We start from the raw sequence: 20989 nt of genomic DNA on the forward strand, positions 1-20989 counted from the left end.
CGGGCCGTGGGTCAGCGGCGGCTGCCGAAGAGCGAGCGCCGCAGTCGCCGCAGCGGCGCGAAGAGCGACACACGGGCGCTCCTGCTCCGGCGGGTGTGCGCGGCATCACGCGAGGTCAGCTCACGCATGAGCAGCGTCGCTTCCGCCGCTTCGCGCTGCGGGACGACAGGGCCGCCGAGCACCGCGAGATGGCGGTCGAGGCGCGTACTGGTCGCACCGCTCCCGCATGTGATGGCAGGCACACGCGCCCTGCTTCGCACCGTTATCTGTTCCATGTCACTCCCCACCCGTACGAGGGCACCCGGTCCGGGCAGGTTAACCCTATCGTCCCGCGGTGACACCCGTGTATCCCGGCCACACGATTGCGCACACATATACGGAGGTTGACGGCCCGTTACCGAATCCGCGCGATTCCAGGGCGACTTGGGACAGTTCGGAAGGTTTGCCCCTTAGGTCGCCCGTCGTTCAGCCCCGAAGCGGGAGGCCTCGGCCGGCGAGGACTCCCGCACGAGGCGGCCGACGCAGGAGCACGCCCGCCCGGGGAACGCGCCTGTCAGAGAGCGGACTTGAAGACCGGGAGATAGCCTCCCGACTGTCCGGCGGCGGTCGGGTGGTAGGACTCACCGATGTTGAGCCAGTTCACGCTGTGCAGCCAGGAGTTGCCGGAGCAGATCTCGTGCCCGGTGAAGGTCGTCCTGACGTCGCCGAAGGTGAAGCCGTGGTCCGCCGCCCGCTTGGCGGTGGCCGTGTTGAGGTGGTCGGACGCCCCGTTGATGGCGGAGCGCTCCTTCTCGCTCAGACCGGCGATGCAGCTGCCGCCGAGCTGGTAGAAGCGGGGGTAGCCGAGGACGACGACCTGGGCGGAGGGGGCCTTGGAGCGGATGGCCGAGTACACGGAGTCGAGCCGGCCCGGGAGGGTGGAGTCGACGTAGGCACGGGCGGTCGCGATCCGGTTGAGACAGGTGGCCTCGGACTGGAGGACACAGGTCGTCATGACGTCGGCGAACCCGGCGTCGTTGCCGCCGATGGAGATCGAGACGAGGTCGGTCGAGGCGTTCAGCCTGCCGAGCTGACCGCCCGTCACGTCATTGGTCCTGGCGCCGGAGCAGGCGGCGAAGTCGAAGGACGAGGGGGAGTTGGCGGCCGCCCAGAGGGCGGGGTAGGCGCGGGTGCTGCGCTTGCAGCTGGAGCCGTCGTAGCTGCCGGCTCCGACACCGGAGGAGTACGAGTCGCCGAGGGCGACGTAGTCGACGGCGGCGGCGGACGAGTCGGCGTTCGCGACCCCCGCACCGGTCAGGGCGAGGGCGGCGCCGAGCAGTAGAGAGGACGAGAACGCCACGAGTCTGGACATTTTCATGGAACCTCCTTGAGCAGGGGGTATCTGCCTACTCCGTAGTAGCAGCGCCCCCGCCCGACCGGAAGTGTCCATGCCAAAAATAGAGGGGAGTGCTTCCGTCCGCCCCCGGCGGTTCAACGGGCGCTCACCGAAAGCCCCTTGTCGCCCCGTCGGCTGCCGGGGCTCGCTTCCCCGGTCACCGCAGCCCGCGCGCCCCGGCACGCGCCGGGAAACCGGGTGCGCGGGGTGCCCCTGTGCCGGATCATGAGCGCCATGCCCGACTCCCCCGCATCCGCTCTGCCGATCCGGCTCTTCCTCGACGACAGCGACTCACCGTCCGATGTCGTCGACGCGCTCTTCCTCGGCCGCTTCGCGACGGGCGAGCAGCCTTACGCACACAACTCCTCCCTCGACCGGATCAAGGCCGGGGCGACGCTGCTGCCGCCGGACGCCCGGGTGTTGCGGACCACCCGCGACGACAACCGCAGCTCGACGCTGGCGGAGGGCGAGGGCTGGACCCTGCTGGTCTCCCGGTGGAACCGGGGCGCGGACGTCACCGTGACCGCGACCAGCGCGGAGCTGGCGGAGAAAGTCCTCGGCCAGGCCACGGACGGGGCGCGGGACGAGCCGGAACCCCAGCCCGACAACGTGACCATGGGCTTCTGGTACGTCTCGCCGACCCGCGGCCCGCACCGCACCACCCGCCGGATCGCCGCCGGGAGCTGGGACGAGGTCCGCCCCAACTACACCGCGCCGGTGGCCGACGCCATGGGCCGGCTGATGAAGGTCACGCCCGAGGACATCGCGGGCCGGCTGCTTCTGCTGCACGGCCCGCCCGGCACCGGCAAGACGTCCGCGCTGCGCACCCTGGCCCGTTCCTGGCGCGAGTGGTGCCAGGTCGACTGCGTGCTGGACCCCGAGCGCCTCTTCAGCGACGTCGGCTATCTGATGGACATCGCGATCGGCGAGGACGACGGCACGGCGAAGGGCCGGTGGCGGCTGCTGCTCCTGGAGGACTGCGACGAGCTGATCCGCGGCGAGGCCAAGCACACGGCGGGCCAGGCCCTGTCCCGGCTGCTGAACCTGACGGACGGTCTGCTGGGCCAGGGCCGCAACGTGCTGGTGGGGGTCACCACCAACGAGGACCTGGAGCGGCTGCACCCGGCCGTCGTCCGGCCCGGCCGCTGCCTGGCCAGGATCGAGGTCGGCCCGCTGACCCGCCAGGAGTCGGTGGCCTGGCTGGGCACGGACGAGGGGGTGGGCCGGGAGGGCAACTCCCTGGCCGAGCTGTACGCGCTGCGCCGGGGCATCGGCCCCGCGTCGGTGCCGAAGCAGGACACGGGGGCGGACGCGGGGCTGTACCTCTGATCTCCGTACGCGATCGCGGCTGCGGGGTCAGTCCCCGTACGCGGCCCGCACCGCGTCCTTGGCCAGCGACAGCGCCTGCTGCCGGGTGAGGCCGAGTCGCTCGGCGGTCTCGGCGTACTGCTGTGCGGCGGTCGCGGCCCGCTGTTCGGCCGCTCCCCCGGCGGCCGCGACGAACGTTCCGTTGCGCCCCCGGGTCTCGATCACGCCATCCGCCTCCAGGGCCCGGTAGGCCTTGGCGACGGTGTTGGCGGCGAGGCCCAGCTCCTCGGCGAAGCCGCGTACGGTCGGGAGCCGGTGGCCGACGGGCAGCGCGCCGGAACGGGCCAGTTCGGAGAGCTGGGTGCGCAGTTGCTCGTACGGGGCGATGCCGGAGTCCGGGTCGAGGACGATCTTCTCAGTCACGGGCCGATTGTCCCCCACCGGCGGAAAAAGGGGAGGCGTTCGGGACGCGGCTGCGCATACGGTCCACCGCATGACTGTGATCGTGCGTGATTTCCGCCCGTCCGACGCGGAGGCCTGGACCCGGGCCCGCCGGGCCTCGGTCCCGTGGATGGTGGCCACCCCCGAACAGATCGTCCACGACCTGACGCACGCCCATCCGGACAAGCACTACCGGCTGCTGGTCGCCGAGGAGGACGGCGAGATCATCGCCACGGCCCAGGCGGGCATCGCCCACGAGAGCCCCGAGCCGGGGCAGGGCTACTTCACCCCGCAGACGCTCCCCGGCCGCACCAACCGCGGCGCGGGCTCGCTGCTGCTGCGCACGGCGGAGGAACACCTGGCCGGGGTCGGGGCCACGGTGCTGTACGCGTGGGTGCTGGACAACCCCGAGAGCCTGGAGTTCGCCCGCAAGCGGGGCTACGAACCCAAGCGCTCGGCCCACTTCCAGCGGCTGGACCTGGCGGGCGGCACCCTGCCGCCGCGTCAGGAACTCCCGCAGGGGGTCGAGCTGCGGACCGGGGCGGAGTTCGCCGACGATCCCCGGGCGCTGTTCGAGGCGGATTCCGAGGTGACGGCGGACGAACCGGGCGACATCACGTCCGAGCTGGACGACTACGAGGACTGGCTGACGAACGTCTGGCGGCACCCGGCCTTCGACCAGGGGCTCACGTCGGTGGCGCTGGTGGACGGGAAGGTGGCGGCGTTCAGCGCGGCGACCACCGACGGCGAACGGACGTATCTGAGCGCCATGACCGGCACCCTGCGGGAGTTCCGGGGGCGGGGCCTGGCGAAGCTGGCGAAGAACGACTCGCTGCACCGGGCGCGGGCGGCCGGCTACACGGACGCCTACACCTCCAACGACACCGGCAACGGCCCGATGCTGGCCGTCAACCAGTGGTTCGGTTACCAGGTCTGCGCGACGGAGGTCCGCCATGTCCGCACCCTCTGACCTCCGCGCGGACCGCCCGGAGGAGCTGGTCGTCACCCTGACCAAGGCGGGCCGCACCAAGATCCGCTACCCGGCGGAGCTGGTCCGGGACGACGGTGTCCGCGTCACCGTCCGGGCGCCGTGGGCCGCGCCCGGGGTACGGGACTTCGGCTTCGTCCGGTTCGAGCCGGGCGACGTGTTCACCGAGCACTACTGGCGGGACCGGTGGTTCGCGGTGAAGGAGGTCCGCACCGGCGACGGCGGGCTCAAGGGCTGGTACTGCGACATCACCCGGCCCGCCGTGCTCGCGGACGGGGTGCTGGCGGTCGAGGACCTGGACCTGGATCTGTGGGTCTCGGCCGACGCCTCGTGCGTACTTCGGCTGGACGAGGACGAATTCGAGGCGAGCGGCCTGGCGGAGCGTGACCCTGCGGCGGCCGGTGCCGCGGCCTCGGCGTTGGACGAGCTGGAACGCCTGGCGAGGTCCGAGGGCCTGACTCCTCTGCTGGCCTGATTCGACCGGCCCTTCCCCGGGCCCCATGTACGGCTCTCCGGCTCAGGGGCGGCGCGGTGGCTCCCCGTACGGCACCCGGCTCAGGGGCGCGGCCGGGAGGCGGCGACCAGCTCCACCTCGTATCCCGCCGGGTCCTCCAGATAGGCGGCGTGGTGCCCGTCGCCGCCCGCGTACGGATGGCGGTCGGGGAACAGCAGGCGCCAGCCGTGCGCCGGGGCCTCGGCCGTCAGGGCGTCCAGGGCGGCCCGGTCGGCGATGTGGAACGCCAGGTGGTTGAGCCCGGGGCGGCGGCGGTCGTGGCTGCCCGCGACCAGGTCCGGGGACTGCTCCAGCACGACATACGCGTCGCCGCGCCGCCAGCTGCGGCCATGGGCCCAGTGCTGGTACGGGACATGGCCGAGGCGGCCCAGCAGCCAGTCCCAACTGCGCTCCGCCGCCGCCAGGTCCGCCACCCACAGCTCGATGTGGTGCACCCGGCCGGTGGTCTCCCCGGCAGCCGGCAGCGGGACGGCCCGCCCGGCACCGCCCGGGACGTACGCGATCGGTTCCCCGTCCCGATGCCAGTGGATCATGAAGTGCTCGCCCGCCCGATAGCCGTCCAGGCCCGCACGGCAGTACGCCACCATGTCGTCCGGCAGCGCGGCCAGCGGGAACCAGTCCAGCTCCGAGCACTTCTCCGGCTCCGCGTTGCGCGGCGGGCGCTCCGGGTCGTACTCCGCGACGAAGAACCAGCCCATGCGCGCCCCGCCGCCGGGGCCTCGGTGCTGCATCACGAGGGCCACCCGCAGCTCGTCGGGGTCGAGATGGAGGCCGATCTCCTCGGCGGCCTCCCGGACCATCGCCTCGCGGACGTCCTCGCCGTCCTCCGCGTGGCCGGAGGGCATGTGGAGCAGTCCGTCCGCGTAGCCGGTGTTGGAGCGGCGGGCCAGCAGGACGTCCGGACCGCGCCGCAGGATCAGATGGACGTCGACCACTTCGGTGTGCCGGTGCGCCGGCATCGCGCGGGCGATGAGCGCATAGCGCTCGTCGTCGACCTTCTTGCCCCAGAGCCGGCTGTCGGGGGCCAGGTCCTCGTGGTGGATGCGCTCCGTGTGGGCGGAGAGCAGGGCGGTGAGCGTGGTGGCGGACAAGCCGGTGCCGTTCCACACGCCTTCGACCAGGACGAGCCGCCCGCCCGGCTTCAGCAGGCCGAACCAGTGCTCCAGGGCTGCCGCCGGGTCGGGCAGCAGCCAGACGACATGCCGGGCCACGACCACGTCGAACGCCCGCTCCCCGACCGGGGGCCGGGCGGCGTCCCCGACGAGGACCTCCGCGCCGGTCCCGGCGAGCTTGGCCCGGGCCTTCTCGGCCATGCGGGGCGAGCGGTCGACGGCGGTGACGCGGTGGCCCTGGCCCGCGGCGAGCAGCGAGAGGCTGCCGGTGCCGCACCCCAGGTCCAGCACGTCGCCGCGGGTGGCGGGCAGCCAGCTCTCCAGCCGCCCGGCCCAGGCGTCGCGCACCGCGGGGTCGAGGAGCCCGTGGTCGGGCTCCTCGTCGAAGGATCCGGCCGCCGCGTCCCAGTCGATCGTGGTCATGGCTCCGATGCTCTCAGCCGCCACTGACAGTGCGGGACTCCTCTGCCGTTTTCCGGCCACCGCGTAGCCGTGCGATCAGCCGGCCGATCAGCGGCCAGGCCACGATCAGCACCACGACCGCGTAGACGGTGACGGAGAACGGGGTGTTGACCAGGCCGGTCACACTGCCGTCGCTGATCTGGAGGGCGCGGCGCAGCTGCTGTTCGGCGGCCGGGCCGAGGATCACCCCGATGACGGCGGGCAGCACCGGCAGCCCGTACCGCCGCATCCCGAACCCGATCAGTCCGATGACCAGGAGGATCACCAGGTCGAGGGACTCCCCGCCGACCGCGTACGCGCCGACGGCGGCGAAGAAGAGGATGCCCGCGTACAGATAGGGGCGCGGGATCCGCAGGAGCTTCGCCCAGACGGGCGCGAGCGGCAGGTTGAGGGCGAGCAGCAGCACCATGCCGACGAACAGCGAGGCGATGAGGCCCCAGACCAGCTCCGGTTCACGCTCGAACAGCAGCGGCCCGGGCTGGATCCCGTACTGCTGGAAGGCGGCCAGCATCACGGCGGCGACGGCGGTGGTGGGCAGTCCGAGGGTGAGCATCGAGACGAGGGTTCCGGCGGCGGAGGCGGAGGCGGCGGCCTCGGGTCCGGCGACGCCTTCGATGGCGCCCTTGCCGAACTGGTCGCGGTGCTTGGAGAGCCGCTTCTCGGTGACGTAACTGAGGAAGGTGGGGATCTCCGCGCCGCCCGCCGGGATCGCCCCGAACGGGAAGCCGATGACCGGGCCGCGCAGCCAGGGTTTCCAGGTGCGCTTCAGATCGGCCCGGCCGAGCCAGGGCCGGCCGACGGGGATCGGCTTTCCGGTGGAGCGGCGCAGGTGGGCGGCGACCCACAGGGCCTCGCCGATGGCGAAGAGCCCGACCGCGACGATCACCACGTCGACGCCGTCGGCCAGGTGCAGCGAGCCGAAGGTCAGGCGCTGCTGGCCGGTCATCTGGTCGAGGCCGACCAGGCCGATGGTGAGGCCGATGAGGAGGGAGGCGATCCCGCGGATGCGAGAGGCGCCGAGGACGGAGGTGACGGCGATGAAGGCCAGCACCATGATGGCGAAGTAGTCGGGTGCGCCGATGCCGATGGCGAGCGAGGCGACGGTCGGGGCGAGGACGACCAGCAGGATCGTGCCGATCATGCCGCCCGCGAAGTGACCGATCGCGGCGGCGGCGAGCGCCTGGGCGCCCCGTCCGGCCTTCGCCATCGGGTTGCCCTCGATGGCGGCGACCACGGCGGCGCTCTCCCCGGGGGTGTTGAGGAGGATCGAGGTGGTGGAGCCGCCGAACATCGCCCCGTAGTAGATGCCCGCGAACATGATGAACGCGCCGGTCGGGTCGAGTCCGTACGTCACCGGGAGCAGCAGCGCCACGGCCATCGCCGGGCCGATGCCGGGGAGCACGCCGATCGCCGTGCCGAGCAGGACGCCTATCGCGGCCCACAGCAGGTTCATCGGAGTGAGCGCGGTACCGAAGCCGTCGATGAGGGAGTTGAGGGAATCCATCGGTCAGAGCACCCCCATCAGCGGGCCGCCGGGAAGGGGGACACCGAGCAGGTTGTCGAAGACGAAGTAGGTGAAGAGGGAGAGCCCGGCCGCGATGAGGGGATCCCGGCCGTGGTGGCGGCTGCCCAGCGCGTAGGCGGCCCCCCAGAAGAGGAGCGCACCGGCGATCGGGAAGCCGAGCGGGCCGATCAGGACGGCGGCGCCGAGGAAGACCCCGGTGAGCAGCAGGACGGTGCGCCAGTCGGCGGGTTCGTCGAGGTCGACGTCCTCGCCTCCTTCGGCCTCACCGCGTCCGCCGCGCAGGACGTCGACGGCGAGCAGGGCCCCGACCAGGAGAAGCCCGGCGCCGACGACGAAGGGGACGGTGCGGGGGCCGATGGGACCGCGCTGGGCGATGTCGACGTCCATGGTGAGGGCGTCGGTGAGGACGAGCACGCCGAGCGCGAACAGCAGGAGGCAGACGCCGAGTTCGGAGCGTTCGCGGAGCCAGGCTCGGGCACCGCCGCCGCTCGCTGCTGTGGGCTCGGCCGGTCCGGCGGGCCCGGCGGGTTCAGTCGATTCGGTGGTCACAGTCCCAGCTCCTTGAGGACGGTGGCGACGCGCCGGTCCTGCTCGTCGAGGAAGTCGCCGAAGGGTTCACCGGCGAGGAAGGCGTCGTCCCAGCCGTTCGTCTTCATCGACTCCTTCCACTCCTTCGAGGCGTGGAGCTTGCGGATGAGACCGGTGAGCTTGTCGCGTTCGGCGTCCGAGAGGCCGGGCGGTGCGACGATGCCGCGCCAGTTGGTGAACTCGGTGTCGAGTCCGGCTTCGCGCAGGGTGGGGGCGTCGAGGCCCGGCACCCGCTTGGGGCCGGTCACGGCGAGCAGCCGCAGCTCGCCCGCCTCGATCTGGTCGCGGTACTCGCCGAGGCCGGAGACCCCGAAGCCGACCTTGTTGCCCAGGATGGAGGCGAGGAGTTCGCCGCCGCCGTCGAACGGCACGTAGTTGACCGTCTTCGGCGCGATTCCGGCGGCCTGTGCCATGAGCATCGGGGCGAGGTGGTCCGGACCGCCGGGCGAGGAGCCTCCGCCGACCGGGACGCGGGCCGGGTCCTTCTTCCAGGCGGCGAGGAGGTCGGCGATGGTGCGGTAGGGCGAGTTCTTGGCCACCACCACGATGTCGGGCTCCTCGGTGAGCCGGGCGATCGGGGTGGTGTCGGCGAGGGTGCTCGGGGACTTGTTGGTGTGGACGGCGCCGACGACGCCGAGGCCCATGGAGAGGGCGAGCTTGCCGTTGCCGTGTTCGCCGACGAGGCGGGTCAGGCCGACCGTTCCGCCGGCGCCCGGCAGGTTGAAGACCTCGATGTTGTGGGTGAGTCCGGCGTCCTCGGCGTTCTTGGCCATGGTGCGGGCGGTGATGTCGTAACCGCCGCCGGGGGTGTTGGGGACCATGAAGCGGAGCCCGGGAATCTGAGTGCCGGTGTCGGAGCCGTCGCCCGTGGAGAGCAGGGGTGGCCCCACCACCACGAGCAATGCGGCCCCGAACAGGGCGAGGAGAGTGCGCAGTCGCACAGGTTCCGCCTTTCGCTGTGAAGTGGCCCACATGTTGCCTGCGCGTTAAGAAGCTGTCTCTCTTCCGGTATCAACGGACGTTGTGGTCATTGAGGTCGCGGCCTACCGTGGCGGCGTGACGACGGTGCTGGTGGTGGACGACGACTTCATGGTCGCGAAGCTGCACGGCCGCTATGTGTCCGCGATGGACGGTTTTACGGTGGTAGGGGTGGCGCACAACGGCGCCGACGCCCTGCGGGCCGCCGAGCGGCTGCACCCCGATCTGGTGCTGCTGGACATCTACCTGCCGGACATGGACGGGATCGACGTCCTGCGCGCCCTGCGCACGGCGGAGGAGCGGGACGCCTCCCGCCCCAGCACGGACGCCCTGTTCATCACGGCGGCCCGGGACGCGGGGGTGATCCGGGCGGCGCTGCGGGCGGGCGCCCTCCACTACCTGATCAAGCCGTTCAACCGCTCGGCTCTCCAGGAGCAGTTGCGCCATGTCGCCTCGCTGCGGACCCGCCTGGACGAGCTGGGAGAGGCCCGCCAGGAGGACGTGGACCAGATCTTCGGCACCCGCCCGCCCGGCTCCCGCGAGCTGCCGAAGGGCCTGGCCGCCCCCACGGCCGACCTGGTGGAACGCACCCTGCGCGACCACCCCGGGGGCCTGTCGGCATCGGAGTGCGCCGAGGCGGGGGCCTTGTCCCGGGTGAGCGCGCGCCGCTACCTGGAGTGGTTCGCCGGAACGGGCCGCGCGGAGGTGACGCTGCGCTACGGGGGGACGGGGCGGCCGGAGCGGCGGTACCGGTGGAAGGGCTGAAGGGTGACCGAGCGTCGCTGACGGCGCACCCGCCCGAGGCGTCTCGGGGCGAGGCCCGGCCCGGTTCCTGAGCCCACGCCTAACCGCTCCTTAAAGGGACCATAAGGATCTCCCTCACCCCCTCCGAACAGGGGTTTTCGCCCTTCCGAGCGGCTAGCTTGCTGATCGCCACCCCCGACAGCAGTGCCGTATCGAAGGAGATCCACCCATGACCGCTCGTCGCAAGGCCGCCGGAGTTCTCGCCCTCGGACTCGCACCGCTCGCGCTGGCCGGGCTGACCGCCACGCCGGCCGTCGCGCACGGTTCGCTGACCGATCCGGTGAGCCGGGTGTCGGCGTGCTTCGCGGAGGGCCCGGAGAGTCCGAAGTCGGCGGCGTGCCAGGCGGCGGTCGCGGCGGGAGGTACGCAGGCGCTGTACGACTGGAACGGGGTCAACATCGCCAACGCCGCGGGCAAGCACCGTGATCTGATCCCGGACGGCAAGCTCTGCAGCGCGGCCAACGACAAGTTCAAGGGCCTCGACCTTCCGCGCGCCGACTGGCCGGCCACCGCTCTGTCGGCGGGCAAGCACACCTTCCGGTTCCGGGCGACGGCCCCGCACAAGGGCTCGTTCGAGCTGTACATGACCAAGCCCGGCTATGACGCCACGAAGCCGCTGGCCTGGTCGGACCTGGAGGCGAAGCCCTTCGCCGAGGTCACCGACCCGGTGCTGGAGAACGGTTCGTACGTCTTCGACGGGACGATTCCCGAGCGCTCCGGGCGCCAGCTGGTCTACACGATCTGGCAGCGCTCCGACTCCCCCGAGGCGTTCTACGCCTGCTCCGACGTGACGTTCGGCGGCGGTTCTGCGGGCGGCGGCGCGGTGGAGAAGGAAGAGGGTGAGCAGGGGTCCGGCGGTGACGCCGGTGCCGAGGCTCCGGCGGCGGCTCCCTCCGCGCCGTCCGAGGAGGCGATCACCGAGGGCGCCGAGAAGTCCTCCGTCGAGCACAACGGCCACGGTGACGACGACGCCGGCACCGGGGCGAAGGTCACCGCCGCCGCCCCGGAGACCAAGGCCGAGGGCAACGCCCCCGAGGTCAACACCGCGAGCAAGGACGAGGTGCTGGCCGAGACCGGTGGTTCCAGCAGCAGCACCTACCTGGCGATCGGGGGCGCCGGAGTGCTCGCCGCCGGTGCGGCCGTGCTGTTCGCCTCGCAGCGCCGGCGGGCCGCCGCCGCGTCGGGGCGCCACAGCCGCTGACCGCGGCGCCCCTCCCGGTACCCCTGCCGCGTCCCTCCGGGACGTCGGGCGTGGCAGGACATGAGACGGGCCGGGGCCCGCCGTCCGTACGGTCGGACGGTGGGCCCCGGCCCGTTGTCGTGCGGTGGGTCAGCCGATGACCGAGGCGCAGGTGGTCGGGGTGGCGCGGGCCGGGTCGAGGGCGTTGGCCACCTCGTGGAAGGCGATGCGGTCGATGGTCCCGATCGCGACGTGCTCGGAGAGGTCAACCGGGCACAGGTCCTGGAGCAGCACGTTGCGTACGTTCGGCCCGTCCAGGTACTGCGTGCGGTACGGGGTCACGACCTGGTCGTACTTGGTCGCGATGACGGTGTAGCGGACACCGGGAACGGTGTCGCCGCCCGCCGTGAGCTTGGTGATGAAGGGCGATCCCGCGACCTGGTCGGCGAGTCCGGGGGTCTTGTCGCTGATGAACTTCTCCACGCCGGGGAAGTACGGCAGCAGTTTGGTGAGGCCGAGCAGCGTGGTGCCGTGGTTGTCCGGGGCGATGCCGACGAGGGCGTTGACCTTGTCGGCGCCGCCGAGGAACTTCAGGTAGTAGTTCGGCATCATGCCGCCCTGGGAGTGGCCGACGATGTCGGCCTTCGGGGCTCCGGTGGCGTCGAGCACCTTGTCGACGAACACGTCGAGTTGTTCGGCGGACTTGTCGATGGGCCCGAGGCCGTGGAAGAACGGCACGCCGGGGAGCTGGCCGTAGTCGAGGGAGAAGACGCAGTAACCCCGGTTGACCAAGTAGGGGGCAAGGACCAGCCAGTTGTCGATCGAGTTCCCGAAGGTTCCGTGGACCAGGACGACCGGGCGGGGATGAGCGGCGGACGGCTTGCAGGAGTAGTCGTTCCAGCCTCGCGACGTGGCCGCTTCGGCGGCGGGGGCCGCGCTCGCGGTCGCCGTGGGGGCGACGAGAACGGTGAGGGCGAGAAGCAGGGCGGCGAGCAGACTGCGCGCGCGGGGAACGCGCGCAGCACGGAACCAGGGCAGCATCGTGGGGTCTCCTTGCGGCTCAAGGGAGGTGCGATGGCGGTGCGCCCTGTGGCCCGGACCACAAGCTTTATGTGCTCATGCCAAGCTACGCACGAGTAAGCGGGCCAGGGAAGTTACGCGTCGGTAAAAACTGGTGCGGCCCCGGGCGGGATCACGTAACGCGGTCGGCCGCCGCCAGGGACCCGAGGGCTGCCTCAACTGACGCACGCCCCAACTCCCGGTGCCGGACGAACAATTCCCGATGTCCGCTCGGTGCGACATCTAGGCATGACGCGTTCATGACGGCATGCTGCTCCTGCTCCCTCGCACCACCCGGCGAGGAGCACCTCAGGAGCAACTCCCTTCACCCCCACGGAGGTCGTTCATGCGTCGTCGCTTCACGGTTCCGCTCGCCGCCGTCGCCCTGTCGCTCCCCCTCACCCTGGGCTCCGCCGTCTCCGCATCGGCCGCCCCCGCCGACAAGCCCCAGGTGCTCAGCTCCTGGACCCAGACGAGCGCCTCCAGCTACAACGCCTGGAACGCGGCCCGCAACAACCAGGGCGCCTGGGCCGCGTACGGCTTCGACTGGTCGACGGACTACTGCAGCAGCTCCCCCGACAACCCCTTCGGCTTCCCGTTCCAGAACTCCTGCGCCCGCCACGACTTCGGGTACCGGAACCACAAGGCCGCGGGCACGTTCTCCGCCAGCAAGGCGCGGATCGACTCCGCCTTCTACGAGGACCTCAAGCGCGTGTGCGCCGGCTACTCGGGCGCGACGAAGACCTCGTGCAACAGCACGGCCTGGACCTACTACCAGGCCGTGAAGGTCTTCGGCGTCTCCCCGGCGGACGTGGGCGCCCGCAATCTGCCCCGGGCCGCCTGAGCCCGGCCGCGTCAGTCAGGACATGCGGGAAGGGCCCCCGGCCGAAGCCGGGGGCCCTTCCTCGCTGCCGTCGTACGGTGGAGCGGTGGTGCGTGTCAGCCGATCTCGGCGCCGTAGGCGGCCAGCGCCTCCGGTACCGGCTGGAAGAAGGTCGTACCGCCCGCCGAGCAGTCGCCGCTGCCGCCCGAGGTCAGACCGAGCGCGGTGTCGCCCGCGAAGAGGGCGCCGCCGCTGTCGCCGGGCTCGGCGCAGACCGTCGTCTCGATGAGGCCGTTGACGATGTCGCCGTTGCCGTAGTTGACCGTGGCGTCCAGCCCGGTGACCTCGCCGTCGTGCACCTGGGTGGTGGAACCGCTGCGGGTGACCGCCTGGCCGACCGTCGCGTCACCGGCCTGGGTGATCGCCTGGGTGGAGCCGTCGTAGAGGTTCACCTCGCTCGGGTGCTCGGTGTCCGAGGTGTACTTGACCAGGCCGTAGTCGTTCTCCGGGAAGCTGGAGCCCTCGTTCGCCCCGATCTCCGCGCCGCCCTGGGAGTCGGACCAGCTGGTGACCGACTCGGTGCAGTGGCCGGCGGTCAGGAAGTACGGTTCGCCGTCCTTGACCACGTTGAAGCCGAGCGAGCAGCGGGAGCCGGAGCCGAAGATCGCGTCACCGCCCGCGATCAGCGGCTTGAACTCACCCTTGGTCTTCGCGAGTTCGGCCTTGCCGCCCAGGCCTTCGACCACGGCCGAGAGCTTCTTCCAGGCCGCGCCGTCGACCGTGCTGTCGGCGGTGACCTTCACCTTGTTGGTCACCGGGTCGACCGCCCAGGAGGTGCCCGGGATCGTCGCCTTGTCGGTGAGGGTCTGCCGGGCCGACTTCAGCTCGGTGAGGGAGTTCTGCACGATTCTGGCCTTGGCGCCCGCCTGGCGGACCTGCTCGGCGCCGGCCTCGTCGACGACGTTCACGACAAGGGCCTTCGCCGTGGTGTCGTAGTACGAGCCGGCCGCGTCCGCACCCAGATCACGGTCCAGGGTGTCGGCGAGCTTTCCGGCCGCGCCCGCGCTGAGGGTCTTGGCCGCGAACTGCGGCACATCGTCACTGGCGTTCGCAGACTGGAACGTGAATCCGGCTGCGACCAGGGCGACGACCGCCGAGCCGGCCAGCGTCGCGCGCTTCCTGGATATGCGTCGATGCTTCAACTTCGACCTCCTGTGGGGCCGTGCACGGAGCATGTGGGGTGCCCGTACACGGAGGATGGGGCGCCCACTATTCCGAGGCCGGGAAACGCACACAAGGCCGACTTCCGGACGTGCACACGACACCGACGCTTCGCCCTCGGGTCGTTCACTTACCCACGGTCATGCCATGTCGGTTCCCTTCGCAAACACCCGGTGCAACCGTCGGTCGCCCCTGGGTGAGGACTAGGCCTGTCCGAATTTCGCCCCTGCCGGTCCGGATGCCGTGCCCACCCGTCCGGATGGCGACGAACACCGTCCGCCCGGGGCCTGCTCCCACGTTCACAGTTCCTTTCGTCGAACAGTCCCCGTAACGCCTCTGATGGGTCATCATCGAAAAGGCGGCAGGCGCCCGCCGGATCGCTGAGCGGAGGAGGCACGGGTGCGCAGTCGGGTGCTCGCGGCGGACGGCCGGCATCTGATGGTGGAGCGGATGGGGGACCCGAGGGGAAGACCGGTCTTCCTCCTGCACGGCACCCCGGGCAGCAGGCTCGGGCCCGCTCCCCGGGGCATGGTGCTGTACCAGCGCCATACCCAGCTGATCGCCTACGACCGCCCCGGATACGGGGACAGCGACCGGCACGAGGGCCGCCGGATCAAGGACGTCGTCGAGGACGTCCGGGCCATCGCCGACTCGTTGGGCCTGGAGCAGTTCGCCGTGGTGGGCCGCTCCGGAGGCGCCCCGCACGCCCTGGCCTGCGCGGCGCTGATGCCGGAACGCATCACCCGGACCGCGGCGCTCGTCAGTCTCGCGCCCCCGGACGCGGCCGGTCTCGACTGGTACGACGGGATGACCGCGTCCAACGTCCTCGCGTATTCCACGGCGGCGCACGACCCGGACAGCCTGGCGGAGGACTTCATCGTCCGCTCGGCCCAGATCCGGCGGAACCCGGTCCGGCTCCTGGACGACCTGCGCCGGGAGCTGACCGACTCCGACCGCATGGTGGTCAACGACGTGGGCATCCGGTCCATGCTGCTGCGCAACTACAGCGAGGGGCTGCGCCACTCGGCGTACGGCTGGATCGATGACGCCCTCGCGTTCTCCAGCCCCTGGGGGTTCGATCCCTCCCGGATCACCGGCGAGGTGCTCCTCTGGCACGGGGTGCAGGACGTCTTCGCCCCGGTCGGCCACTCCCGCTGGCTGGCCGGGCAGATCCCGGGGGCCACCGCCGTACTCGAACCGTCGGCGGCCCACTTCGACGCGTTCCCCAGGCTCCCCCGCATCCTGGACTGGCTGCTGGACGCGCGGGAGCACCCGTGCCGGACGCTGCCGACGGCCGTGCCGGGAGGATGAACCCTCCCGGCACGGCCGGTCACACGGACATGGGTTCCAGTTCCCGCCGGAACCGCTCATCGGTCCGGGCGACGCGGACCAGCGGGTGGTCGTCGCCGAGCTGCCGCGACAGCTCGGGGACCACGTCCGCCCGCAACTGCGCCGCCTCGTCCTCCCGCCCCATGGCGTCGAGCGTGACCGCCATGTTCGAGGTCATGGCCAGGGTCTCCGGATGGTGCGCTCCGAGCGCCTCGCGCAACTGGCCGAACAGCCGCTGCTCGGTCTCCAGCACGATGTCCAGCTCACCCCGGTCCGCCGTCGCGCTGGCCAGGTTCATCACACAGAACAGGGTGCTGGGGTGCTCGCGGCCGAAGGCCTCGCGCATGCCCGCGACGACCAGCTTCAGCACCCGCTCCGCCGCTTCCGGCTCACCGGCCCCGGTCAGATAGACGCCGAGGTTGTTCTGCGCGGCCAGGGTGTACGGGTGCTTCTCCCCCGGCACCTTCATGTACTGGTCGACGACTTCCTGCGCCGTGTCCCTCGCCTCGGCACTCTCGCCGGCTGCGAACAGGTCGGCGGCGAGGTTGAGGTCGCAGGCCAGTGAATCGGGGTTGGCGGTGGTGTACTTCGCCCGGTACCGGGCACGGGTCGCCACCGTGAGACGGCGCGCGTCCTCCAGCCGGCCCGCCCTGCGCAACGACACCGCGAGGCTCTTCGCGGCGCTCAGAGTGGCGGGGAAGCTGCGGCCCATCGTCTCCTTGAAGCTGTTGTACGTCGTGCTGAGCAGCGCCGCCGAGTCCTCGTACCGCCCGACCTCCCGCAGGTCACGGGCGAGGTTCATGGCGGAGGAGAGGCTGTAGGGGTGTTCCGCTCCGAGCACCTGGGAGCGCAGGTCGTAGACGTCCTGGTCGATCTCCCGGGCGCGGGCGTACTGGCCGACGCTGCGCAGGTTCAGCGCCAGGTTGTTGGCCGCGGCCAGGGTCCGGGGGTGGGAGTCGTGGAAGATCTGCCCGAACCCCTCGTGGGCCTCGGTCGCCATCTCGATCGCCCGCGCGTAGTCCCCCAGCAGCCCGAGGTCGATGGCCAGACTGCTGGTGGTCATGTACGTGTGCGGGTGCTCGGGACCCAGCACCGCCCGCTGGCGTTCCAGCGTGATCTCGTCCAGTTCCTTCGCCTCGACGTAACGACCGCGGGTGCGCAGGATGTTGGAGAGGTGGAAGCAGAGGTAGAGGTACTGCAGATCACTGGTGCCCAGCTTCTCCCGCCAGATGTCGCGCAGTTCGTCGCCCAGCGCACCAGCGGTCCTGACGTCACCGCGCTTCCAGAGGTAGCGGACCCGGTCGATCAGGAGCCTACGGGTCTCCGGCTCCGTGCAGTTGCGGGCGTCGGAGGGGCCGAGGTGCGGCCAGATCGTGGCGAAGACGGGCCAGGTGGCCGGGTTGTCTATCGGCTCGTCGTCGTCGGGCCGGGCCCCGGCGAGAATGCGGTGGACCACGTGCCGGGCCTCGCGCTGCTCCTCCTCGGTGAGCTGCGCCTTGATCACGGCCTGGACGAGACGGTGCACCTGGATGGAGTTGGAGACCTGGTCGACCTTGGCGAGGGCGAAGCGGCCGATCTCCCGGATGACCCGGCCGAGCACGAGCTTCTCCTGGAGCGAGGAGTCGTACGGCTTCAGCGCGTCGATCATCTCCTTGCTGTAGAGGAGGTTCGCGGAGATCGGCTCGGGTGCGAAGAAGGCGCAGAGCTGGAGCAGCCGCACGGCGGCGGGTGAGCGCTCCTGGAGCCGGGAGATGGAGATGTTCCAGGTCGCTGCGACCGGTTCCGGGTAGCCGACGGGCTGGTTGAGCGCGAGGACCTGGGGCGCCTGCTGGGCGAGCTGTTCGAGATAGGTGCCGATGGGGGTGGCGGTCTCCGCGATCCACGCGGCCGCCTGCTCCACGGCCAGCGGCAGGTCGCCCACCGCGGTCGCCACTTGGTCGGCGTCCTCGTCACTGAGTCCCGGGGCCCGGCGCTTGAGGTGTTCGATGGACTCCTCGCGGAGGAAGACGTCCACGGGCAGCGCGTCGCCGTGCTGGGACCAGCTCTGATTGCGGGAGGTCACCAGGATGTGGCCGGACCCGCCCTGCGGGAAGTAGCGGCGCAGTTGCTCCGGGTCGTCCGCGTTGTCGAAGATCAGCAGCCAGCGGTCGGAGGGCACGCCGCGCCGCAGCAGGTCGACGGCCTCCTGGGAGGCGGCCGCCATGTCGTCGCCGCCCTGGGCGCCGAGCCGGCCGGCGAGTTCGGCGAGCGAGGCGACGACGTCGTCGGGCTGCTCGGACGATATCCACCACACCAGGTCGTAGTCGGCCATGAAGCGGTGCACGTACTCCAGGGCCACCTGGGTCTTGCCGACGCCGCCGAGTCCGTACAGGGTCTGCGGCTGCGGCAGGACGACGGCCAGGCCGCCGCCGAGCTGGTCGCGCATCCGCTCCAGGACGAGCGAGCGGCCGGTGAAGCCGGGGTTGCGGGGCGGCGCGTTCCAGATCCTCGGGACGGTGCCGGGGAAGCGGGGCCCGGGCGACACCCCGTCGGTCACCTGCACCGGGCGGTCCAGGGCCCGCATCACGGCGGTGGTGGCGTGCACCTCGTCCAGCCGGTAGAGGTCGACCGGGTTCCGGTCGATGTACGGGGTGGTCAGGCGTACGTCCCCGACCCGCAGCGGGATCAGCCGGCGGCGGCCGCTGCCGATGGCCTCGGAAGCGGTCCGCTCCCACAGCTCGACCGCGCGCTGGGACTTGAGGTAGGCGCTGGAGAGCAGGACCACGGTGCGGGCGGCGTTCTCGGCGGTGGTGTCGGCGGGCTCCTCGGGCGGGCGTTCGGCGGAGACGTCGCGCGGAACGACGCGGAAACCGGCCCGGGTGAGGATCGATTCGAGCCAGTCGGCCCACATCCGGTTCTCCGCCACATAGCTGAGGTGGAGATCGGCGGGCAGGGCGGGCCTGCGCCGGGTGAAGGCGTCGCGGATCCGCAGCCGGACCTCTTCGCCGACCGGGGGCATCGAGGTGATCTCCCGGTCGGTGATGACCGCGGTGAGCCGTTCGAAGGCGGAGAGCAGCGAGTTGGTGAGCCCGGCCTCGTCGCCGAAGGTGGCCAGCGTCTCCTCGTAGGCGTAGTAGGGCCGGTACGGGATCTCCACCGCCCCCCAGTAGGCGGTGAGTTCGTCACCGGACAGATCGCGCGGCAGCCGGTCGAACTTGAGCCGGGCCAGCGCCCGTCCGGCGTCCGCCTTCTCCTTCTCGCCCTCGTCGATCCGCATCGGTACGGGGTAGAGGGCGATCGGGCGGCCGGTGTTGCGCTCGGCGATCTGGCGGGCGACGGAGGCCGCTCCGTCGATGGACTGGTCGCTGAGGGTGAAGCAGTCGACGAGCACGTCCGGGAGGTGGACGGTGCAGATGTCGGCGATGTCGCTGAGGCCGGTCCGGCTGTCGATGAGGACGTAGTCGTAGTTGGCCTTCATGTCGTCGCGCAGGGCGTCGAAGAAGTGGCCGCCGCCGAACCGGTCGTAGAAGTTGTCCCAGTCGAAGGTGGAGACGGTGGCGCTGTACTCGCGGTTCTGCCGTCCGGCGGAGACGAAGTCGAGCGTGCCGCCCTGCGGGAACTCCCAGCCGAGCGACTCCGGGGTCAGCGACACGGCGTGCGGCTGGATACGGGCGTAGTCGCGGTGCCAGTCCTCGGCGCGCTGGGCGGGGCTGGTCGCGGCCCAGGCGTACTCGGTGATCAGGTCGATCACACCGGTGGTGGCGCCGAGGGTGGCCGGGTCGAGGAAGGGGTGGAAGAACCGGTGGAGTCCGGGGGCCTCCAGGTCCCAGTCGACGGCCAGCACCCGCTTGCCGTTGGCCGCGAGGATCCAGGCGGTGTTGGCAAGCGCCATGGTGCGCCCCGTACCGCCCTTGTACGAGTAGAAGGTGACGATGCGCCCGTCACGACCGGCACTCATAGGTCCTCCGCTTCCGTCGCAGGGTCGTGCGGGTCGGGTATGAAGCTCGTGTTGCCCATGGGGCCGGTGAGCCGGGTGCGCTCGCCGGATCCGCCACCGGGTCCGGGCGGATAGGCCTTGGCGTGCTTCAGATACTGCTGGGCGGCCACCTCGACGATCTGAGGCAGCAGTTGGCCGAACGCCTCCATGGAGGGCACTCCTTTCGCCGCCGCGCGGCACAGGGCCCGGCCCTGGCCCATCTTGACCGGCATGGTTTCCTCGAGCTTCTCGATGAGCTCGGTCTCCGCCGCCCTGCTCTGGTGGTCGTCGCGGCTCCAGGGGACGACCAGGGTCACCCAGGGCCGGTTCTCCGCGTCGAAGGCGGCGAGCCTGCGGCGATGGTCCTCGTCCCGGAGGGCCCAGCGGTCGACGAGCAGGATCTCGGGGGTGCTGGGCGGGGCCTTGCCGTCCTGCCGGTCCTCGTCGAACGAGGTGATGACCGCCTGGTAGTTGAGCGAGCGGACCAGCTCCTCGGCCACGTAGGCCAGGGGCCGGGCCGAGGCCGGGTAGTAGGGGTTCCAGTCCTGGGGGTGGTCGCCGTAGTGGTCGCTGTTGCGTCCGTCGGGCAGATCGTGGCGGGTGGGCGCGGCGATGGTGATCTGCATCGGCCGGGGTGCGCCGACTCCGCTGCTGGGGGAGCCGAAGGCGCTGGGGGCGAGGCGGTAGTCGACGGGCCGGCCGGTGTCGATACGGACCGAGTCGGCGACGCTGACGATGCGTTTGGCCAGTTCGTAGACGGCCCGTTCGTACTCCTCGGCGAAGAGTCTGAGCTTGATCAGGCCGTAGAGGCCGTCGCTGACGTACCGTTCACCGAAGTCGCGGTGGTTGAACTGCAACCGCTCCGCTGAGCCCGGCAGTTGGCTTGGGGGCACGGGCACCCAGAGCGCGGGGACGATGGCCTCGGCGGGCTGGTTGGAGCGGGCCCGGTGGTGGATGGCCCGCTGTTCGAAGGCGTACCACTCCTTGCCGCACATCTCGCTGGCGAAGTAGCGCGGCGAGAACAGCGGCACGAAGACCCGGCAGGTGGCGAGGACGTCACCGAGCCGTTCCGACCAGCCCTCGCCGGAGCGTATCTCCCGGTCCATGAAGCCTGCGGGCGCGCCGGCGGGTAAGTCGGTCATGGCCATCACATGGCCGCAGAGATCCTGGAACAGCCGCTCGACCCACATATCGGGGTCCGTGCCGCCGCCGTATCCCGGCGTGTGGGCGTAACTCAGAAAGAAATACGGCCGATGGCCCACCGCTCGCTGTTGCGTCGATGCGTGCACACGACCCCCGTCCTGTATGAGCACTCGCATCCCGGTAG

The 20989-nt window shown here is 71.2% G+C and carries 18 protein-coding genes; 7 read left to right on the forward strand and 11 right to left on the reverse strand.

Features of this window, described 5'->3' with window-relative positions; all coding sequences use genetic code 11:
- Window positions 1-11 precede the first annotated feature (11 nt).
- Together IE134_RS30645 and IE134_RS30650 are read right to left on the reverse strand one after the other, a co-directional pair.
- On the reverse strand, window positions 12-275 hold the full coding sequence (locus IE134_RS30645) for a hypothetical protein (protein WP_030721588.1): 264 nt from the start codon (window positions 273-275) through the stop codon (window positions 12-14).
- Between the two features lie 278 nt (window positions 276-553).
- Window positions 554-1357: an SGNH/GDSL hydrolase family protein gene (locus tag IE134_RS30650; RefSeq protein ID WP_030721585.1), complete on the reverse strand. Its 804-nt coding sequence runs from the start codon at window positions 1355-1357 to the stop codon at window positions 554-556.
- A 252-nt stretch (window positions 1358-1609) separates the two neighbouring features.
- Between IE134_RS30650 and IE134_RS30655 the strand changes: the two genes are divergently transcribed.
- Window positions 1610-2704 carry a DUF5925 domain-containing protein gene (locus tag IE134_RS30655; RefSeq protein WP_189432349.1) on the forward strand — a complete coding sequence of 365 codons (1095 nt, stop codon included), beginning with the start codon at window positions 1610-1612 and terminating at the stop codon, window positions 2702-2704.
- Between the two features lie 27 nt (window positions 2705-2731).
- Here the strand turns inward: IE134_RS30655 and IE134_RS30660 are convergent, their stop codons facing one another.
- Window positions 2732-3106 carry a GntR family transcriptional regulator gene (locus IE134_RS30660; RefSeq protein ID WP_030721578.1) on the reverse strand — a complete coding sequence of 125 codons (375 nt, stop codon included), beginning with the start codon at window positions 3104-3106 and terminating at the stop codon, window positions 2732-2734.
- Window positions 3107-3176: 70 nt separating this feature from the next.
- Here IE134_RS30660 and IE134_RS30665 point away from each other — a divergent pair, with 70 nt between their 5' ends.
- Window positions 3177-4094, forward strand: a complete 918-nt coding sequence (locus tag IE134_RS30665) for a GNAT family N-acetyltransferase (protein ID WP_030721576.1) — start codon at window positions 3177-3179, stop codon at window positions 4092-4094.
- Window positions 4078-4587 (forward strand): ribonuclease FAU-1 family protein, encoded by a 510-nt coding sequence (locus IE134_RS30670; RefSeq protein ID WP_030721573.1) that lies wholly within the window; start codon window positions 4078-4080, stop codon window positions 4585-4587. Before IE134_RS30665 ends, IE134_RS30670 begins: the two co-directional genes overlap by 17 nt.
- An 80-nt stretch (window positions 4588-4667) precedes the next feature.
- Here IE134_RS30670 and IE134_RS30675 read toward each other — a convergent pair whose 3' ends face one another.
- Genes IE134_RS30675 through IE134_RS30690 form a run of 4 tightly spaced genes read right to left on the reverse strand, consistent with a single transcriptional unit; the run spans window position 4668 to window position 9254 of the window.
- On the reverse strand, window positions 4668-6161 hold the full coding sequence (locus IE134_RS30675) for a trifunctional class I SAM-dependent methyltransferase/NUDIX hydrolase/VOC family protein (RefSeq protein ID WP_078614535.1): 1494 nt from the start codon (window positions 6159-6161) through the stop codon (window positions 4668-4670).
- A 13-nt stretch (window positions 6162-6174) separates the two neighbouring features.
- Complete coding sequence (locus IE134_RS30680; protein ID WP_030721567.1) at window positions 6175-7704, reverse strand: tripartite tricarboxylate transporter permease; 1530 nt, start codon at window positions 7702-7704, stop codon at window positions 6175-6177.
- Between the two features lie 3 nt (window positions 7705-7707).
- Window positions 7708-8274: a tripartite tricarboxylate transporter TctB family protein gene (locus tag IE134_RS30685; RefSeq protein ID WP_030721565.1), complete on the reverse strand. Its 567-nt coding sequence runs from the start codon at window positions 8272-8274 to the stop codon at window positions 7708-7710.
- A complete protein-coding gene (locus IE134_RS30690; protein WP_030721563.1) occupies window positions 8271-9254 on the reverse strand; it encodes a Bug family tripartite tricarboxylate transporter substrate binding protein in 984 nt (327 codons plus the stop codon). Before IE134_RS30690 ends, IE134_RS30685 begins: the two co-directional genes overlap by 4 nt.
- Window positions 9255-9369: 115 nt before the next feature.
- Here IE134_RS30690 and IE134_RS30695 point away from each other — a divergent pair, with 115 nt between their 5' ends.
- Entirely contained in the window at window positions 9370-10056 is a 687-nt protein-coding gene (locus tag IE134_RS30695) for a response regulator (protein WP_030721560.1), read from the forward strand.
- Window positions 10057-10264: 208 nt separating this feature from the next.
- Window positions 10265-11296 carry a lytic polysaccharide monooxygenase auxiliary activity family 9 protein gene (locus tag IE134_RS30700; RefSeq protein WP_189432352.1) on the forward strand — a complete coding sequence of 344 codons (1032 nt, stop codon included), beginning with the start codon at window positions 10265-10267 and terminating at the stop codon, window positions 11294-11296.
- Between the two features lie 129 nt (window positions 11297-11425).
- Here IE134_RS30700 and IE134_RS30705 read toward each other — a convergent pair whose 3' ends face one another.
- Window positions 11426-12316, reverse strand: coding sequence for an esterase/lipase family protein (locus IE134_RS30705; protein WP_097882971.1), 891 nt, complete (start codon window positions 12314-12316; stop codon window positions 11426-11428).
- Between the two features lie 364 nt (window positions 12317-12680).
- On the opposite strand from IE134_RS30705, the gene IE134_RS30710 reads away from it, so the two are divergent.
- Window positions 12681-13178 (forward strand): phospholipase, encoded by a 498-nt coding sequence (locus IE134_RS30710; RefSeq protein ID WP_098019894.1) that lies wholly within the window; start codon window positions 12681-12683, stop codon window positions 13176-13178.
- Between the two features lie 95 nt (window positions 13179-13273).
- Here IE134_RS30710 and IE134_RS30715 read toward each other — a convergent pair whose 3' ends face one another.
- Entirely contained in the window at window positions 13274-14359 is a 1086-nt protein-coding gene (locus IE134_RS30715; RefSeq protein ID WP_097882965.1) for a S1 family peptidase, read from the reverse strand.
- Between the two features lie 418 nt (window positions 14360-14777).
- Between IE134_RS30715 and IE134_RS30720 the strand changes: the two genes are divergently transcribed.
- A complete protein-coding gene (locus tag IE134_RS30720) occupies window positions 14778-15689 on the forward strand; it encodes an alpha/beta fold hydrolase (RefSeq protein ID WP_189432353.1) in 912 nt (303 codons plus the stop codon).
- 19 nt (window positions 15690-15708) lie between these two features.
- Here the strand turns inward: IE134_RS30720 and fxsT are convergent, their stop codons facing one another.
- Both fxsT and fsxC read right to left on the reverse strand, forming a co-directional pair.
- Window positions 15709-19644: an FxSxx-COOH system tetratricopeptide repeat protein gene (gene fxsT, locus IE134_RS30725; protein ID WP_030721544.1), complete on the reverse strand. Its 3936-nt coding sequence runs from the start codon at window positions 19642-19644 to the stop codon at window positions 15709-15711.
- Window positions 19641-20981 (reverse strand): FxsC protein, encoded by a 1341-nt coding sequence (gene fsxC / locus IE134_RS30730; RefSeq protein WP_157849984.1) that lies wholly within the window; start codon window positions 20979-20981, stop codon window positions 19641-19643. Before fsxC ends, fxsT begins: the two co-directional genes overlap by 4 nt.
- Between the last annotated feature and the right edge of the window lie 8 nt (window positions 20982-20989).

This window comes from Streptomyces rubiginosohelvolus, assembly GCF_014649875.1.
Classification (GTDB): Bacteria; Actinomycetota; Actinomycetes; order Streptomycetales; family Streptomycetaceae; genus Streptomyces; species Streptomyces rubiginosohelvolus.

Excerpts from the sequence above, each read along its gene's own strand:
- IE134_RS30710 (WP_098019894.1), top strand. The coding sequence starts at position 12,681 with ATGCGTCGTCGCTTCACGGTTCCGCTCGCCGCCGTCGCCCTGTCGCTC.
- IE134_RS30705 (WP_097882971.1), bottom strand. The coding sequence starts at position 12,316 with ATGCTGCCCTGGTTCCGTGCTGCGCGCGTTCCCCGCGCGCGCAGTCTG.
- IE134_RS30675 (WP_078614535.1), bottom strand. The coding sequence starts at position 6,161 with ATGACCACGATCGACTGGGACGCGGCGGCCGGATCCTTCGACGAGGAG.
- fsxC (WP_157849984.1), bottom strand. The coding sequence starts at position 20,981 with ATGCGAGTGCTCATACAGGACGGGGGTCGTGTGCACGCATCGACGCAA.
- IE134_RS30655 (WP_189432349.1), top strand. The coding sequence starts at position 1,610 with ATGCCCGACTCCCCCGCATCCGCTCTGCCGATCCGGCTCTTCCTCGAC.
- fxsT (WP_030721544.1), bottom strand. The coding sequence starts at position 19,644 with ATGAGTGCCGGTCGTGACGGGCGCATCGTCACCTTCTACTCGTACAAG.
- IE134_RS30650 (WP_030721585.1), bottom strand. The coding sequence starts at position 1,357 with ATGAAAATGTCCAGACTCGTGGCGTTCTCGTCCTCTCTACTGCTCGGC.
- IE134_RS30670 (WP_030721573.1), top strand. The coding sequence starts at position 4,078 with ATGTCCGCACCCTCTGACCTCCGCGCGGACCGCCCGGAGGAGCTGGTC.
- IE134_RS30680 (WP_030721567.1), bottom strand. The coding sequence starts at position 7,704 with ATGGATTCCCTCAACTCCCTCATCGACGGCTTCGGTACCGCGCTCACT.
- IE134_RS30700 (WP_189432352.1), top strand. The coding sequence starts at position 10,265 with ATGACCGCTCGTCGCAAGGCCGCCGGAGTTCTCGCCCTCGGACTCGCA.
- IE134_RS30645 (WP_030721588.1), bottom strand. The coding sequence starts at position 275 with ATGGAACAGATAACGGTGCGAAGCAGGGCGCGTGTGCCTGCCATCACA.
- IE134_RS30665 (WP_030721576.1), top strand. The coding sequence starts at position 3,177 with ATGACTGTGATCGTGCGTGATTTCCGCCCGTCCGACGCGGAGGCCTGG.